Raw genomic sequence first — 16,435 nt, 5'->3', positions numbered from 1 at the left:
ATGTTTTATAAAGGTTAAGGATTAGCTTTTGTAAATAAGTAGTTTTTTTTCTTTTTTACAATCGAAATCCAAATCTATTGATATATTTTTAAAAACAGACCAATAATGTACAAAAATCGAATAATTAACATTTATTAAATAATAAGATTTTTTAATATCACAATATGTTTTTTCTCATGAAAGGATGTATTTTTTCGCCTTATCTTTGTTTTATAATGAATAAATCAAAAATATTTTTTTCCTTTTCAGCAGCTGTAAAAGTAGTGAGGAGTGATTTTTTTTTAAAATATTTTCGTAATATTACGATACAAATGACGCTGTATGAGAAAAATTAAATATAAGAAAAGTAGAAAACTACAACCCAACAATTTAGAATATACCGGGATTCATAAGGACTATAAATCGGAAATACAATTGTTTGTTTTTGATGATTTAATGCTGTCAGAGTATGATGATTTTAAAGTTTCGGATTTTGATAAATATATTGATCTGCAAAAAAATAATTGGCTTAATCTACACGGTCTAAGTAATATTGAATACATAAAATCTATTGGGAATTATTTCAAAATAGATACCTTCATTTTAGCTGATATTTTAAATACTACACGAAGAACTAAAGTTGAAGAATTGTCAGATGTTTTGTTTTTTAATATAAAATCATTACTTCCGACAGGAAGTTCTGATAATATAAGTGTAGAGCAGATTAGTTTTTTGATCAAAGATGGGATCTTAATTTCCTTTCAGGAAAAGCGTAGTGACTTTTTTACGCATATTCGCGAACGTCTTCGGACGCATTCCGGCATTGTAAGAAGCAAAAGAACGGATTACTTGTTGTACATTCTTTTAGATGCCATTATGGAAAATTTTTACATCACCATAGAAAACGAAGAAGATAAAGTAGAGGAACTCATCAACCTTTCAAAACAAAGTACCAACCCAATTATCTTAGAAAAAATTGAAAAACACAGGGATAATTTCAATTTTTTGAAGCGCTCTATAGTTCCGCTTCGAGATTCTTTGTACAATATAAAGAGCATCAAAGATGATAATGTATTTAATGCGATAGAAAAAGAGAATTTTAGCTTTTTTGCACGATTGCATCAAAAGAGCCTGGAACTTTTAGAACAAATAGAATCGGATATGGGGTCATTAGAAAGTGCCTCTAATTTTTTTTTCTCGGCACAAACACATAAGATGAATGAGATTATGAAAACACTGACTATTGTTTCAGCAATCTTTATTCCGCTTACATTTATTGTAGGTGTGTATGGAATGAATTTTGAAAATTTACCGGAACTTAAATACCAATATGGCTATCATACCGTTATGGGTGCTATGTTTTTGATCGTAATAGGGATGATTATATATTTTAAAAAACGCCAGTGGTTTTAATATAAAAAGGGTATTACAAAAAAATATTAAATAACAATATGACCTCCAATTTGTTTTGGAATTAATACAAATATCAAAAAATGAGTAAACCATTTATATTGCAACAACGGAACAAAATAGCGGGAAGTAAATTATAACTTTGGGCTTGATGAGCATTTTGATTGGTAAAACTGCAAAAGGGGGTTGTTTCAGGCCATTGTTGAGGATTTCGAAGAAGGTGGATTGACAATCACATAGAAACAGTCATTGGCCAATCAGGTATTTGAATTATTGAAGAATTAAGAAAATTCGCCGTTCACAAAAAAGTGTCTGTATTCAGACGCTTTTTTTATGCCTTTTATTTAAGAAATCTATCTATATTTGGAGATAAAAATGCCGCGTTTTGAAAGTAAAAATTACAATAATAATCCTTTTATCTTTAATTTCATCCCAACTTTTTGCTCAGGAGCTACTTCCTTTTGTGGAAAATTATAACAAATCAGATTATAAAGGCGACAACCAGATTTGGAATGTAGCCCAAGGAAATGATGACGCAATGTACTTTGCTAATAATTATTATTTGTTGCGATATGATGGTGTGAAATGGGAGAAATACACACTGCCCAACAAAACGATTATCCGTTCGATACTGGTAGATGGTGACAGGATTTATTCGGGTTCTTATAAAGAATTTGGGTATTGGTACAGAAAAAAAGGGAAGATGTTGTATGTCTCACTTTCTGATAAAACGAAGGTTTTCGAAGATAGTGATAATGAAGAAATTTGGAAGATATTTAAGTTCAAAGGAAAAATTTATTTTCAATCATTTAATGGGATTTTTCTGTATGATGGAAAAGCAATCAAGAAGGAAAAGTTCTCTTTTTTGATTTCTTATTGTTTCGTAGTAGACGATCAGTTGCTCGTTGCTTCAGTAGAAAACGGAATCTATAAAATGAATAATTCCACTTTTGAAAAAATTCAAAGATGGTCTATATTAGAAAATAATGTGATTCATGCTATAGGAAAGTTCCAAAACAAAACCTATATTTTTACTAAAAAAAATGGGGTTTACATTGATGATAAAGGCGTTTTGAGTACTTGGAAAAACCCTTTAAACACTATTTTGAAAACGGCTAATATCAATGCAGCTGCGTTTATAAAAAACAATAAATTAGTTATTGGAACTGCCAGTAAAGGGGTTTATCTGTTTGATTTAAAAACCAATTCCTATAAAAACATTAATAGAAATAATGTCCTGATGAACAACTCGATTTTGAGTATGGGGTTGGACAAAGAAAATGATTTATGGCTTGGCTTGGATAATGGAATTGCCCATGTTGAGGTCAATTCGCCAATATCTATTTTCTATGATAACTCGGGCGTTTTAGGCTCTGTATATTCTGTCGCTACTATTGATAAAGGTTATCTGATGGCGTCCAATCATGGTATTTTTAAATTAGAAGGCAATCAATTTTCTATAGTTCCCAATACTGAAGGGCAGGCATGGAATATCAGTAAAATTAATAACAAATACCTGATAGGTCACAACGAAGGCACTTTTGTTTACGAGAAAGGATTGTTCTATAAATTAAGTGCTGTACACGGGGGGTGGAATGTAGCAAAAAGCAGTATCAATAATTCGTATTTGCAAGCAACATATAGCGGCGTAATTATTTATAATGATATTGATGATTTGAATCAAAAGAAAAGTATAAAAGGATTAGTAAAACCAATTAAATATGTAGCTCAAAATAGGAAAAATGAAATATGGGCTGCTGATAACAACAGAGGTTTGTACCGCATTCTGTATAATGATGCCTATGAAACTACTGCGATTGAAAATGTTACCCAACGCAGCAAAATTAGTAATGATTTTGGTGTGAAAATATTTGAATTCCGAAATGAAATTCTTTTTCTGATAAATAAGTCTTGGTATACCTATAATTCAATCACGAATCAACTCGAGAAAGATAAATTATTCAATTCTAATTTCAAAAATATTTCTAATATTGCCACTATTGACGAAAATCATTTTATAGTACTTCAGAGTGGTCTTTTGTATCATATTTATGCCAATGCAAATAAATTTGTCTGGAATGTTATTCAGGAAAAATATTACTCAGGAAAGATTATCAATGACAATTTGAAAATTTTTAAAAATAAAGAAAGTTATTTATTAAATCTTGACGATGGTTTTATTTCACTTCAGTTAAAACAAGAAAAAAAACAAAATACGAATATAAAAATAGAAGCTTTTAGTGAAGATAGTTTGATTCACAATAAATCGCGGATAAATTACAATTCAGAGTTGAAGATACATGTAATATCTGGAAAATTTGGAGCGGCAAAGCCAAATTTATTTTATAAAACCACTAACACGTCTCGTTTTATACCTATCAAGGAGGGATTGATTGTTTTGAATAACCTTAGTAGTGGCGACCATAGTGTTACTATTTACGGGAATGATGGACTGAATTACACTACAATTTCTAATTTTCAATTCATTGTGGCTAAACCTTGGTATTTTTCTTTTTGGATGATCTCGTTGTATCTTATTGTGATAAGCACAATATTATACCTATATTATAAGTGGAATAAAATACGATATGTTCAAAAATTAGAGTTTCGTGATGAGGAGTTAAAACATCAAAATAAAATTCTGGAAATGGAATTAAAAGCCCAAAACAAGTTGAATATTCAAGAATATGAAAAGCACATTTTGGAACTTGAATTGCAAACAAAGTCATCTGAGGTTGCCGGTAAGTCACTTTCTATAGCAAAGCAAAGTGAAATGATAGAACGTATTCAAGGTATTTTAGACTCTGAATCGGACTTTAATAAACTAAAAAGTGACATCAAAAAAGCCATAAAAATAAATGCCGTGAATAAACATGAATGGGAGACTTTTGAGAACAACCTAAATCAGATTCACAATGAATTTATTGTCAAGCTAGCAAAGAAATATCCCAACCTTACCTCTAAGGATATTAAACTTTGTATTTACTTAAAAATGAATCTTTCTTCTAAAGAAATTGCTCCAATGATGAACATTTCATTTAGAGGAGTTGAGTTGCAACGGTATCGCCTAAGAAAAAAATTAAATCTTAATCAGGAAGAAAACCTTTCTAAATTTTTGTTAAACATATAAATACCTTCTATTTTTATAGATACTATATTTAATGTATTGTTTTTTTATAAACCACAATACATCATTACTACATCATATACATCTATTGCAATACCCGTTTTCCTTATTAACAGCTTTCAATCATTGATTTGTTTCGCTACTTTTATTTTTTGATGTATTTATGTAGTAACTCTGTTGTACTAACTATAACGTTGTAATTATCTAATTTGGCTCAACTAACTTTAACAAATTATTAATATATGAGAAATATTATTTTTAGCTTTTTAGCACTTATTTTACTACCGGCATACATGTCTGGACAAGTAATTAAGGGAAAAGTAGCAGATAAAAATGGCATCGGAATTCCAGGTGGTATTATAGTTGCAGTTGATTCTAAAACGAATGCAATTACTGATTTTGATGGGAATTTTGAAATTAGAGCTGTAATAGGTGAAATTTTACAAATTTCTATGTTAGGTTTTGAACCAACTTCTACTGTAGCTACATCAAACCTGATGCGTATTGTACTTCAAGAAGATCAGGATACACAATTAGATGAAGTCGTTGTTATAGGGTACGGAACTCGAAAAATTATTGATAATACTTCCTCAATAATTTCGCTGAAAGCAGAAGAAATTTCTAAAACTAAAGTACTCAATGCTTCACAAGCAATTCAAGGTAAAGCTGCGGGTGTTCAGGTAATTTCTTCTGATTTACCGGGAAGCACTCCTTCCGTAATTATTAGGGGTTTGGGTACTGCATTAGGCGGACGTACTCCTTTATATCTTGTAGATGGTATGCCTACGGAGAATATCAATAACATTAATACGAATGACATTACCTCATACGAAATTTTAAAAGATGCTTCTGCATTAGCAATTTATGGAACTAGAGCTGCAAACGGTGTAATCATTATTACAACCAAAAAAGGCAAAGGAGACAAAGTTACAGTAGAATTTGAAAGCTTCACAGGTTTTAGAGAGCCTTTGAAAAAAGTAAAAATGGCAGGAAGTAATAAGTACTCTCATTATTCGAATTCTGCTTTGCAAACCACTACTTTTTCACAAGATCAACCCGTTAACACCGATTGGTTTGATGCGATTACCAGAACAGGTTCATATACTCAAAATAACGTTTCGGTTTCTGGTGCAACGGAGAATATTAAATACTTCTTCAGTTTAGGAAATTATCAGGAAAAAGCAATTCTTAACGGATTGGATTACAGTCGGACCACTTTTAGAAACAATAATGAAATTAAAATTTCTAAAAAAGTAACTTTAAATCAAAATTTTAGTTTTGGTTCAGCAAATTCTACTCCAAAACCATTAAGCGCTTTTACTAACGCTTACAAACAATCACCAATCGTTCCAGTTCGTTTTTCAAATGGTCAATATGGAGTTTCTTATGTTGGTACTAACGGCTTTGCCGGGACTGCCGGTTCTTCTTTTAATAACGTAGGAAATCCTGTAGCACAATTAAACTATTTTGATGAAGAGCAAAGAAGCATAACCTTACAAGGGGGTTTGAAATTAGATTATGATATTTTGAAATCATTAAAATTTACTTCTCAATTTAACGGGGAATATTATTCTTGGAAAAATTACAATTTCGAAGACACTAAAACAATTTGGCAATCCAATAATAATCCGGGACAATTAAGCAGTATTACTTATCCAGCGGATAAAAATATTAATTTATTGACTAAAGGTAGAAATCAATATTTCAATTGGAATCTGTCTAACTACCTGACTTACAATAAAGTTTTTGCAGAAATTCATGATATTGAACTAACAGCTGGTATCGAGACCTCGGTTAGGGGTGCTAGAGAGCAATTGACTGTTGCCAGAAAAAATGTAAATGCAAATTCAAATTACTGGTCACTAGCGGGTGTTGATTATGTAGGAACAGTTGTTAATTACAGAGATGAGGTTTTTAATGAAAATAAAATAGCTTCTTATTTTGGTCGTTTTCAATACAAATTAATGGATAAATACCTATTTTCAGGTACAATCAGACGGGATGGTTCATCAAATTTTGGTAAAGATTACCGTTGGGGAACCTTTCCAGCCTTTGGTTTAGGATGGGTTATTACCAAAGAGGAATTTATGGCCAATGCAACAGGAATAGACTTATTGAAATTAAGAGGTGGTTGGGGTAAATTAGGAAACCAAAATGTTCCTCTTAACAACCAAGCATATAGTTCTGGTCTTACTTATTATTTAGGAGGTTCCCTATTGAATGAAGGAACTACTATCAATTCACAAGTAGATCCAAGTTTATCATGGGAAATCACCGAAGAAACTTCTGCAGGATTAGATTTTGAATTATTGACTAACAGATTGAAAGGATCATTTGATGTGTACGATAAAACGACTACAAATGTAATTTTAAACACAAGACCTTATATTGCTTCTGGAATCAGCAATTCTTCACCGGCACATGTGGGAGAAGTTTCTAATAAAGGATATGAGATTGCTTTGCGTTGGGATGATAAACTAACGGATAATTTGAGTTACTGGGTTGGAGGAAATTTTTCTAACAACAAAAATGAATTGACAGGTTTAAAAGATGCTACACTTGCCCCAATTACAGGTGGAGATTTAGGAAATGGACAATGGACAAAACTATTAGACAATACTTCTGTAGGAAAACCATTGGGTAGTTTTTATATTTATGAATATGCGGGTTTTGATGCTACAAATGGTAAAATGTTATACTACACTGCAGCAGGAGCCAAAGTGACTCAAGATGCTTTAAATGCTAATGCAGATAAAAAGTACGTTGGTTCTATTTTACCTAATTCAACATACGGAGTTACTTTAGGGATGAACTATAAAAACTTTGATTTCTCAGTGGACGGATACGGTACCTCTGGAGCAAAAGTGTATAACGGTAAAAAAGCACAACGTTTTACAGGAGAAAATATCGAAGATTCACTGGCAACAGATTTTTGGACAGTAAACAATACTACTGCCTCAAATCCTGGACCGTTTAATCAAGTTCCGGTAGCGTCAACTTATTATTTAGAATCGGGGGATTTCTTTAGAATCAATAATATTACTCTAGGATACAAAATTCCTTTGAAAGGAGAATTTTTAACTTCTTGTAGAGTATATGTAAATGCAATAAATCCACTTATTACTCAAAAATTCTCAGGTTTCTCCCCTGAATTAAATGGTAATGGAGATCCTTATGGAACGCAAGGTATTGAGTTGGATGCATATCCAACATTAAGATCAGTAGTTATTGGTGCTAATTTAAAATTTTAATACAATGAAAAAGATATATATATCAATTTTTGCGCTATCCGCATACTTTTTCTCGGGATGTTCAAACGACTATTTAGAGGTAGATCAAACAGAATCTATTTCTACAAAAGACATAGAATTATTCAATAATGATGCAGGAGCTGCCACTTTTGTAACTGCCATCTACAGTAAGTTTTTAGATTGGAACATGACTTCCTTTTCTTGGATTGGGTTGTCAAGTATTGCCTCTGATGATGCTGACAAAGGATCGTCTCCAGGAGATACTGGTTCCGATAAAGATTTAATGGATGCCTTAACCTATAATGCCTCAACGCCATCAACAAGTGAGGTTTTTGCAGCTAATTATGAAGGAATTAACAGATGCAATCAAGCATTAAGTATTATTCCTCAATTAGACAAAGCTAATCCTGCTTTACGTACCAGATTAATGGGAGAAGCAAAGTTTTTGAGAGCCTTTATGTATTTCACTTTAGTGAAAACCTATGGAGGTGTTCCAATTATTGATCATTTGCCAAACCCTTCTTCTGATGAAGATAGAATTATGCAATTAACACGAAAATCTAGAGCAGAAGTGTATGCTTATATTGAAAGTGATTTGAATGATGCTATTGTGGCATTGCCAAACAAATCCGAATATGCGGCTGCTGAAAAAGGAAGAGCTTCAAAAGGAGCTGCTTACGCTTTATTGGCAAAAATAAATTTGTACCAAAAAAACTGGCAGAAAGTAGTGGACAACTGTAATTTGATTACAGGATATGCTATTGTTCCAAATTATGCTTCTATGTTTAGATTAGCTGGAGAAAATGATGCTGAATCTATTTTTGAAATTCAAGGCACAGGTTCAGTTCCTGCCAAAGGAATCTCAGGATATTCCAATACGCAAGGAGCTCGTGGTAATGGTGGATGGGGTTGGGGCTTCAATACACCATCCCAAAGTTTAGTAAATGCTTATGAAACAGGCGATAGTAGAAAAAATGCAACAATCATTTTTAGAGGTACCACTTTATATGATGGTAGAGTTGTACCAGTTACTGTTGAAAATGAAAGATACAACTACAAAGCGTATTCATCTGCTTTCACAGATGGTTGGGAAACCGATGTGAATATTAAATATTTGAGATATGCCGAAGTTATATTAATGAAAGCCGAAGCGCTAAATGAATTGAATCAAACTCTTGCAGCGATTTCTTTGTTGAACCAAATTAGAGCAAGAGCTGGATTAAGCAACACAATTGCTCTATCTCAAAGTGATGTGAGAACTGCAATTTGGAAAGAAAGAAGAGTTGAAATGGCATTTGAACACGATAGATTTTTTGATTTAGTGCGTACGGGACAAGCAGTAACCGCATTTGCTATTCATGGAAAAACATTCGTTGCAGGTAAACATGAATTGTTTCCATTGCCACAAGCTTTTATTATACAATCAGGCGGATTGTCAACACAAAACCCAGGGTATTAATTTTAAAGAACTGTAAAATGAAAAAAAATAAATATATTTTCTTATTTGCTTCTGTTTTGGCTTCACAATTTTTTGTGAGCTGTAACGAGGATAGTATAGATAAAGTCAATACACCAATTGCTTACGAGGCAATTGGTGGATATGAAAATTCAGATAACGTTGCTGCCGCTAATTTAGTTACCAAATTTAGTTTTGAGAACAGTATTACAGATTCAAAAAATGGAATAACAGGCGGGGTAGGGAAAAATGTGACCTATGGAAACGGAATCAAAGGAAAGGCATATCAAGGATCTTCAAATTCTTTTATTGCTTACAGCGCAGTGGCAAGTTCTTTGGTGGATTTAAAAAGTATTACTGTTTCTATGTGGATCAATACAAATCCACACTCCGGAGGAGCACAATCATTATTTATGTTGCCAAAAACAACAGATTTTTGGGGGAACATTTTCTCATTAATAGAAGGTACTGGTCCGGCAACTACTATGTTAATGAAAAATCATCTTCAAAAAGATGTGACACCCAGTATTGCATGGTCTGGGCAGTTTATAGAGCATGGTGGTGCTAATGTTCTAACAAATATGTTTGGAACATGGAAACATGTTGTATGGGCTTACAGTGGAGTTAGTTCTACTTACAGTATGTACATTGATGGACAAAAACTGAATTTACCTGCTTCAATTGCCAAGCGATATGCAAGTGATCCTCTTAGCGGGGGTGTTGGCTATGGTGATCTTGCCAGTTCGAATGTTTCAAAGTTCATTATTGGTGGATTCCAGCAACATTTAGGTGCTCCATGGAACGCTCCAGATGGTTGGATGTTGAATTACACCGGTTTAATGGATGAGTTTAGAATTTATAACGCAGCTCTTTCTGACAATGAAGTTGTCGCTTTATATAAATTAGAAAAAGACAACAGATAAAAGACTATTAACCCCTAGATTTCTAAAACTAGGGGTTTATTTTAAAACTATTAATCCTATTATTTTTATTAAAATGAAGATTTCCCTGAGTTTACTATTTTGTATTAGTTTTTTTATTTCCTGCTCTTCCTCAACTCCGGAGAGTAACGGAGGTACTGGAACTCCATTGCCAACAACTCCTGTTACTCCAACAGTTCCTTTGACGGATATTGAGGTTATGGATCAGGTTCAAAAAGATGCCATCAAGTATTTTTGGGAGTATGCAGAGCCTAATTCTAAACTGGCAAGAGAACGGTATTATACCAATGATCCTGGTTTTGAAGCTAATATTGTCACCACGGGAGGTTCCGGTTTTGGGTTAATGTCAATAATAGTAGGTATTGAACGCGGTTTTGTAAATCGGTCAGAAGCAGTTTCACGTCTTACAACTGCTATGAATTTTCTCGAAAAAGCAGAACGTTTTCACGGTGCTTGGCCCCATTGGATGGATGGTTCAACCGGAAAAGTAATTCCATTTGGAACAAAAGATAATGGAGGTGATTTAGTAGAGACATCTTTCCTTTGTCAAGGATTATTAAGCATCAGAGAATATTTTAAAAATGGTTCTGCCTCAGAAAAAGAATTAGCTGCAAAAGCCGATGCACTTTGGAAAGGAGTAGAATGGGATTGGTATACCAAAGGAGAAAACGCCCTTTACTGGCATTGGTCTCCGCAATACGGTTGGGAAATGAATTTTAAATTAGAAGGATACAACGAATGTTTGATTACCTATGTTTTGGGTGCTGCTTCTCCTACGCATCCTATTTCGGAACAGGCCTATCATCAGGCTTGGGCCAGAAATGGAGGCATTACAAATGGAGGATCACAATATGGAATTCCTGTGATTTTCAATTATAACGGAGCTTCAGGAAATGTAGGTCCTTTGTTCTGGGCGCAATATTCTTATTTAGGATTAGATCCCACTACATTGAAGGATCAATATGCCGATTATTGGGCATTGACCCAAAATCATTCTAAAATCATCAATCAATATTGCATTGCTAATCCACGTCAATGGAAAGGTTATTCAGATAAATGTTGGGGATTAACGGCTAGTTATTCCCGTAACAGTGATGGTTCTACAGGATATTCAGCACACCAGCCTAACAATGATTTAGGGGTAATTACGCCTACGGCTGCCCTGTCTTCGTTTCCTTTTACACCAGTAGAGTCCATGAAGTTTCTTCATTATTTATACGATGAAAAAAGAACAGAATATGTTGGAATAGCAGGGCCTTATGATGCTTTTTCCCCGCATTATAACTGGGTAACGCCAAGATATTTAGCCATTGATCAAGGTACAATTGCACCTATGATTGAAAATCACCGTTCCGGTTTATTATGGAAATTATTTATGAACGCTCCGGAAATTAAACCAGGTTTGACAAAATTGGGCTTTAATTCTACAAAATATAATTTTTAAAGAATGATGAAATGTCTAATTTTAATACTCGCCTTTTTAATGTCATGGAATTCTTTTTCTCAAACTGAGAGGAGGGGGAAAATTAAAACGGAAGTCGTTAAAAATTACGAACTAAATTACGTTTTGCACATTCCAAAGAACTCCAATGTGGAATTAACCATTTTTGATAATGCAAACCACGACAGTTGGTCGCGCGTGTATGACAACCAAGAAATTTATGATTGGATGTTCCAACAAACAAAAAACAGACAAAATGAAAATTAAACTTATTATATTACTTTTTGGAATTTCTCTTTTTGGCTACAGCCAAAAAAAGACAACTAAAAAGAACGTTAAAATTAAACCGAAAACAGAATTCGTTTCAGAGTTACTTTCTAAAATGACTTTGGAAGAAAAAATAGGGCAATTAAATTTACCTACTTCGGGAGATATTACCACGGGTCAGGCCAACAGTTCCAATGTCGCGAAGAATATCGAAGAAGGTAAAGTGGGTGGTTTATTCAACATCAAATCAGTTCAAAAAATATATGAAGTTCAAAAGATCGCTGTCGAAAAAAGCCGATTGAAAATTCCGTTGCTTTTTGGAATGGACGTAATTCACGGGTATGAAACGACCTTTCCTATTCCGCTTGGATTGTCTTGTACATGGGATATGAAACTGATAGAAAGAAGTGCTCAAATTGCGGCACAAGAAGCCAGTGCTGATGGAATCAACTGGACTTTCTCCCCAATGGTTGATATTTCCCGTGATCCACGTTGGGGTAGGGTTTCGGAAGGTTCTGGTGAAGATCCTTTTTTGGGAAGCCTAGTTGCAAAAGCGATGGTCAATGGGTACCAACAAAATGATTTATCAAAGAATAATACCATTTTAGCCTGTGTGAAACATTTTGCTTTATACGGCGCGCCCGAAGCAGGACGTGATTACAATACGGTTGACATGAGTCGAATCAGGATGTACAATGATTATTTTCCACCTTACAAAGCCGCTGTTGATGCGGGTGTAGGTTCTGTAATGGCTTCTTTCAACGAAGTAGATGGAATTCCTGCAACCGGAAACAAATGGTTAATGACTGATGTGTTGCGTAAGCAATGGGGTTTCAAAGGATTTGTAGTAACTGATTTTACAGGAATTCCTGAAATGATTGAGCACGGAATGGGAGATTTACAAACCGTATCGGCTTTGGCATTAAATGCTGGGATTGAAATGGATATGGTGGGTGAAGGCTTCCTTACGACTCTAAAGAAATCAGTGGAGGAAGGAAAAGTTAGCATCGAACAAATCGATAATGCCGTGCGTCTTATTTTGAATGCCAAATATGATCTGGGATTGTTTCATGATCCGTATCGTTACACAGATGCTAAAAGAGCAAAAAAGGAAATTTTTACAGCAAGCAACAGAGCCGAAGCCAGAAAAACAGCTGCTCAATCTTTAGTTTTATTAAAAAATCAAAATCAGTTGCTTCCTTTGAAAAAGTCTGGGACGATTGCCTTAATCGGACCTTTGGCTGATGCCAAAGAAAATATGGCAGGAACCTGGAGTGTAGCCACAAATCAGGATAAATCCATTTCACTTTTGACAGGAATCAAAGAAGTGGTTGGGAATTCGACCAAAGTGCTTTACGCCAAAGGAAGCAATCTGGATTATGATGCCGCTTTCGAGGAAAAAGCAACTATGTTTGGCAAAACCTTACATCGCGATGACAGAACTACCGAAGAATTATTGGAGGAAGCCTTGAAAATTGCGAATCAATCGGATGTAATTGTTGCCGCACTTGGAGAATCAGCAGAAATGTCCGGAGAAAGCAGTAGCAGAACGAACTTAGAAATTCCACAAGCGCAAAAAGACTTATTACAAGCCTTATTGAAAACGGGAAAACCGGTGGTTTTGGTTTTATTTACTGGCCGTCCATTGGTTTTGGTTCAGGAAAACGAAACCGTTCCTGCTATTTTGAATACTTGGTTTGCCGGTAGTGAAGCAGGCAGTGCAATTGCTGATGTTTTGTTTGGCGATGAAAATCCTTCGGGAAAATTGACTGCTACTTTCCCTAGAAGTGTAGGGCAGGTACCTATTTATTACAACCAAAAAAATACAGGAAGACCTTTAGGGAACAAAGAAGGGAAGTTCGAAAAATTCAGATCGAATTATATCGACGAAAGAAATGAACCTTTATATCCTTTTGGATTTGGATTGAGTTACACCACTTTTGAGTATTCGAATTTGAGGATATCAGCAGATAAAATGAGTTTCATCGAGAAATTAAATGTGACTGTTGATGTCACCAATACCGGAAATTTTGATGGTAAGGAAGTCGTTCAATTATATATAAGAGATTTAGTAGGTTCAGTTACAAGACCGCTAAAAGAATTGAAAGGATTCCAAAAAATAGCAATTAAAAAAGGAGAAAAGCAAACAGTTACTTTCGAAATTTCCCTAGAAGAATTGAAATTTTATAATTCGGATTTGAAGTTTATTGCAGAACCGGGAACTTTTCAAGTTTTTGTAGGAACAGATTCGAACACGGACCGGAAAGTTAGTTTTGAGTTGATTAAATAGATTTGGTTTATTTATTTATGATCGGCCCTTCAGTATTTGTACTGAAGGGTTTTTTTAAACAAAACAATGGTATTTGGTACATGTGAGGCTGTGATACACGACTATTTTATTTACTTTTATCAATTCAAAAAAATCATTAAAAATGAAATGTTTACTTTCTCTTTTTCTACTCTTTATGTTCAGTTTTGGACATGCTCAAACCGTTCAGTCTCCATCTGGCACTATAGCCCTAAATTTTAAATTAGCAGGAAATGGTCAACCGGCATATTCTGTAAATTACAAAAATAAAGCAGTTGTTTTAGAAAGTCTTTTAGGCATAAAATTAAAGGAAAAACCGGATCTCGACACTAATTTTGAAATTCTGACTTCAAAAACTTCAAGTTTCAGCGAATCTTGGAAACCCGTTTTAGGGGAACAAACTAGTATTCAAAATCAGTATAATGAGCTTAATGTTTCGCTGATTAACAAGGAAACTAAGGTGAAAATTAACATTATTTTTAGAGTTTTTGATGAAGGTGTAGCTTTCAGATACGATTTTCCAAGACAAGCGGAGTTGAATTATTTTATCATTTCGGATGAGGTTACGCAATTCAATTTGACCGAAAATAATAAAGTATTCTGGATTCCAGGAGATTTTGACAGTAATGAATACGAATACAATGAAACTAAGTTTTCTGAAATTGATAACAGCAAAATCAATATGAATAATGGAATTGGAGTAAAATCTATTCCGGGAAAATATATGGTTCAAACACCTTTGATGATGAAAGCACCATCAGGTTTGTATCTCAATATTTTTGAAGCTGCGGTTGTCAATTATCCGGTCATGCACCTGAATGCTGATGTGACAAATTACAAATTAAAAGCCGAATTAGTTCCTAACGCTATTGGTGACAAAGCGTATTTGCAAACACCCTGTGTGTCACCTTGGAGAACAATCATGATTAGTGATGATGCCAGAGATATTGTGGCTTCTAAAATGATTTTGAACCTCAATGAACCGTCAAAATTAGACGATACGTCTTGGATCAAACCCATGAAATATGTTGGAATTTGGTGGGAAATGCATGTTGGGAAATCAACTTGGGATTATGCCGGTTCTCAAAATGCCACTAATTTTGCAGATGCCCCAAAAGCTTCAGGAAAACATGGCGCTACCACGGAAAACACGAAAAGATACATTGATTTTGCCGCAAAAAATGGTTTCGGTGGGGTACTTGTTGAAGGTTGGAATGTAGGTTGGGAAGATTGGAACGGAAACTGGAAAGAGGAAGTTTTTGATTTTACCACTCCGTATCCGGATTTTGATATTGCTGCAATTTCGGCTTATGCCAAAGCAAAAAATGTACAGATGATCATGCATCATGAAACATCGGGTTCTGTCAGTAATTATGAAAGACACTTGGATCGTGCTTTTGATTTGATGAAAAAACACGAATATCCGGCGGTAAAAACCGGTTATGTGGGTAAAATTATTCCGCGTGGTGAATTTCATGACGGGCAATCTATGGTGAATCATTTCAATTTTGTTGTTAGACGTGCCGCGGATTACAAGATTATGATTAATTCCCACGAATCATCAAGACCTACCGGTTACGGAAGAACATATCCTAATTATATCGCTGCCGAAGCGGCTCGCGGGAATGAATTCAATGCTTGGAGCGTAGGAAATCCACCTATGCATGAAACTATTTTGCCGTTTACCAGACAACTGGGCGGACCTATGGATTATACACCGGGCATATTTGAAATTAAAATGAGTTATTATGATAAAAATAAAACGGAGCAGGTACACACGACTTTAGCCAAGCAACTGGCTTTGTATGTAACGATGTATTCTCCGTTGCAAATGGCGGCCGATTTATTAGAAAATTACGAGAAATATCCGGATGCTTTTCAGTTTGTCAAAGACGTTGAAACGGATTGGGATGAAAGTAAGTATTTAGAAGCTGAACCAGGCGATTACGTTACGGTTGCTCGAAAAACAAAAGGAAAGGAAACCTGGTTTTTGGGTGCAATAACAGATGAGAATGCCAGAAAATCAGAAATTAAATTAGATTTCCTGACCAAAGGAATGAAATACAAAGCCATCATTTATGAAGATGCTAAAGATGCCGATTGGAAAAAGAATCCTATCGCTTATAAAATAAGAACGATAACAGTAACCAGCAAATCAAAAATCAAATTGAATTTAGCTCCCGGAGGTGGAACGGCAATCAGTTTTGAACCAATAAAATAAATAGGATATCCTGCAAGAAAATATAACTTGCAGG

Annotated in this window: 9 protein-coding genes; all 9 read left to right on the top strand. The window is 34.5% G+C overall.

Going from position 1 to position 16,435, the window contains the following annotated elements:
- Nucleotides 1-321 precede the first annotated feature (321 nt).
- The 9 genes from corA to EKM01_RS10085 all read left to right on the top strand — a co-directional run bounded on the left by corA (nucleotide 322) and on the right by EKM01_RS10085 (nucleotide 16,401).
- Nucleotides 322-1,392 carry a magnesium/cobalt transporter CorA gene (gene corA, locus EKM01_RS10125; protein WP_126768186.1) on the top strand — a complete coding sequence of 357 codons (1,071 nt, stop codon included), beginning with the start codon at nucleotides 322-324 and terminating at the stop codon, nucleotides 1,390-1,392.
- A gap of 382 nt (nucleotides 1,393-1,774) precedes the next feature.
- Nucleotides 1,775-4,519, top strand: coding sequence for a histidine kinase (locus tag EKM01_RS10120; RefSeq protein ID WP_126562458.1), 2,745 nt, complete (start codon nucleotides 1,775-1,777; stop codon nucleotides 4,517-4,519).
- Between the two features lie 239 nt (nucleotides 4,520-4,758).
- A complete protein-coding gene (locus EKM01_RS10115) occupies nucleotides 4,759-7,767 on the top strand; it encodes a SusC/RagA family TonB-linked outer membrane protein (RefSeq protein WP_126768183.1) in 3,009 nt (1,002 codons plus the stop codon).
- A 4-nt stretch (nucleotides 7,768-7,771) separates the two neighbouring features.
- Complete coding sequence (locus EKM01_RS10110) at nucleotides 7,772-9,226, top strand: RagB/SusD family nutrient uptake outer membrane protein (RefSeq protein WP_126462995.1); 1,455 nt, start codon at nucleotides 7,772-7,774, stop codon at nucleotides 9,224-9,226.
- 17 nt (nucleotides 9,227-9,243) lie between these two features.
- Nucleotides 9,244-10,146, top strand: a complete 903-nt coding sequence (locus EKM01_RS10105) for a LamG-like jellyroll fold domain-containing protein (RefSeq protein ID WP_126462993.1) — start codon at nucleotides 9,244-9,246, stop codon at nucleotides 10,144-10,146.
- Between the two features lie 73 nt (nucleotides 10,147-10,219).
- On the top strand, nucleotides 10,220-11,608 hold the full coding sequence (locus EKM01_RS10100) for a glucoamylase family protein (RefSeq protein WP_126462991.1): 1,389 nt from the start codon (nucleotides 10,220-10,222) through the stop codon (nucleotides 11,606-11,608).
- A gap of 3 nt (nucleotides 11,609-11,611) precedes the next feature.
- Nucleotides 11,612-11,872, top strand: coding sequence for a hypothetical protein (locus EKM01_RS14825; RefSeq protein WP_233579310.1), 261 nt, complete (start codon nucleotides 11,612-11,614; stop codon nucleotides 11,870-11,872).
- Nucleotides 11,862-14,162 carry a beta-glucosidase BglX gene (gene bglX, locus EKM01_RS10090; RefSeq protein ID WP_126768180.1) on the top strand — a complete coding sequence of 767 codons (2,301 nt, stop codon included), beginning with the start codon at nucleotides 11,862-11,864 and terminating at the stop codon, nucleotides 14,160-14,162. The genes EKM01_RS14825 and bglX overlap by 11 nt, the downstream gene beginning before the upstream one ends.
- 142 nt (nucleotides 14,163-14,304) lie before the next feature.
- Complete coding sequence (locus tag EKM01_RS10085; protein ID WP_126553587.1) at nucleotides 14,305-16,401, top strand: glycoside hydrolase family 97 protein; 2,097 nt, start codon at nucleotides 14,305-14,307, stop codon at nucleotides 16,399-16,401.
- Nucleotides 16,402-16,435 lie beyond the last annotated feature (34 nt).

The organism is Flavobacterium sp. RSP46, assembly GCF_003984825.1.
GTDB lineage: Bacteria > Bacteroidota > Bacteroidia > Flavobacteriales > Flavobacteriaceae > Flavobacterium.
The sequence above is the reverse complement of the archived record's forward strand: the minus strand, read 5'-3'. Positions and strand labels throughout refer to the sequence as shown.

Bases quoted from the DNA above. Each gene is read 5' to 3' on its own strand.
- EKM01_RS10105 (WP_126462993.1), top strand. From the start codon at position 9,244: ATGAAAAAAAATAAATATATTTTCTTATTTGCTTCTGTTTTGGCTTCA.
- bglX (WP_126768180.1), top strand. From the start codon at position 11,862: ATGAAAATTAAACTTATTATATTACTTTTTGGAATTTCTCTTTTTGGC.
- EKM01_RS14825 (WP_233579310.1), top strand. From the start codon at position 11,612: ATGATGAAATGTCTAATTTTAATACTCGCCTTTTTAATGTCATGGAAT.
- EKM01_RS10085 (WP_126553587.1), top strand. From the start codon at position 14,305: ATGAAATGTTTACTTTCTCTTTTTCTACTCTTTATGTTCAGTTTTGGA.
- EKM01_RS10100 (WP_126462991.1), top strand. From the start codon at position 10,220: ATGAAGATTTCCCTGAGTTTACTATTTTGTATTAGTTTTTTTATTTCC.
- corA (WP_126768186.1), top strand. From the start codon at position 322: ATGAGAAAAATTAAATATAAGAAAAGTAGAAAACTACAACCCAACAAT.
- EKM01_RS10115 (WP_126768183.1), top strand. From the start codon at position 4,759: ATGAGAAATATTATTTTTAGCTTTTTAGCACTTATTTTACTACCGGCA.
- EKM01_RS10110 (WP_126462995.1), top strand. From the start codon at position 7,772: ATGAAAAAGATATATATATCAATTTTTGCGCTATCCGCATACTTTTTC.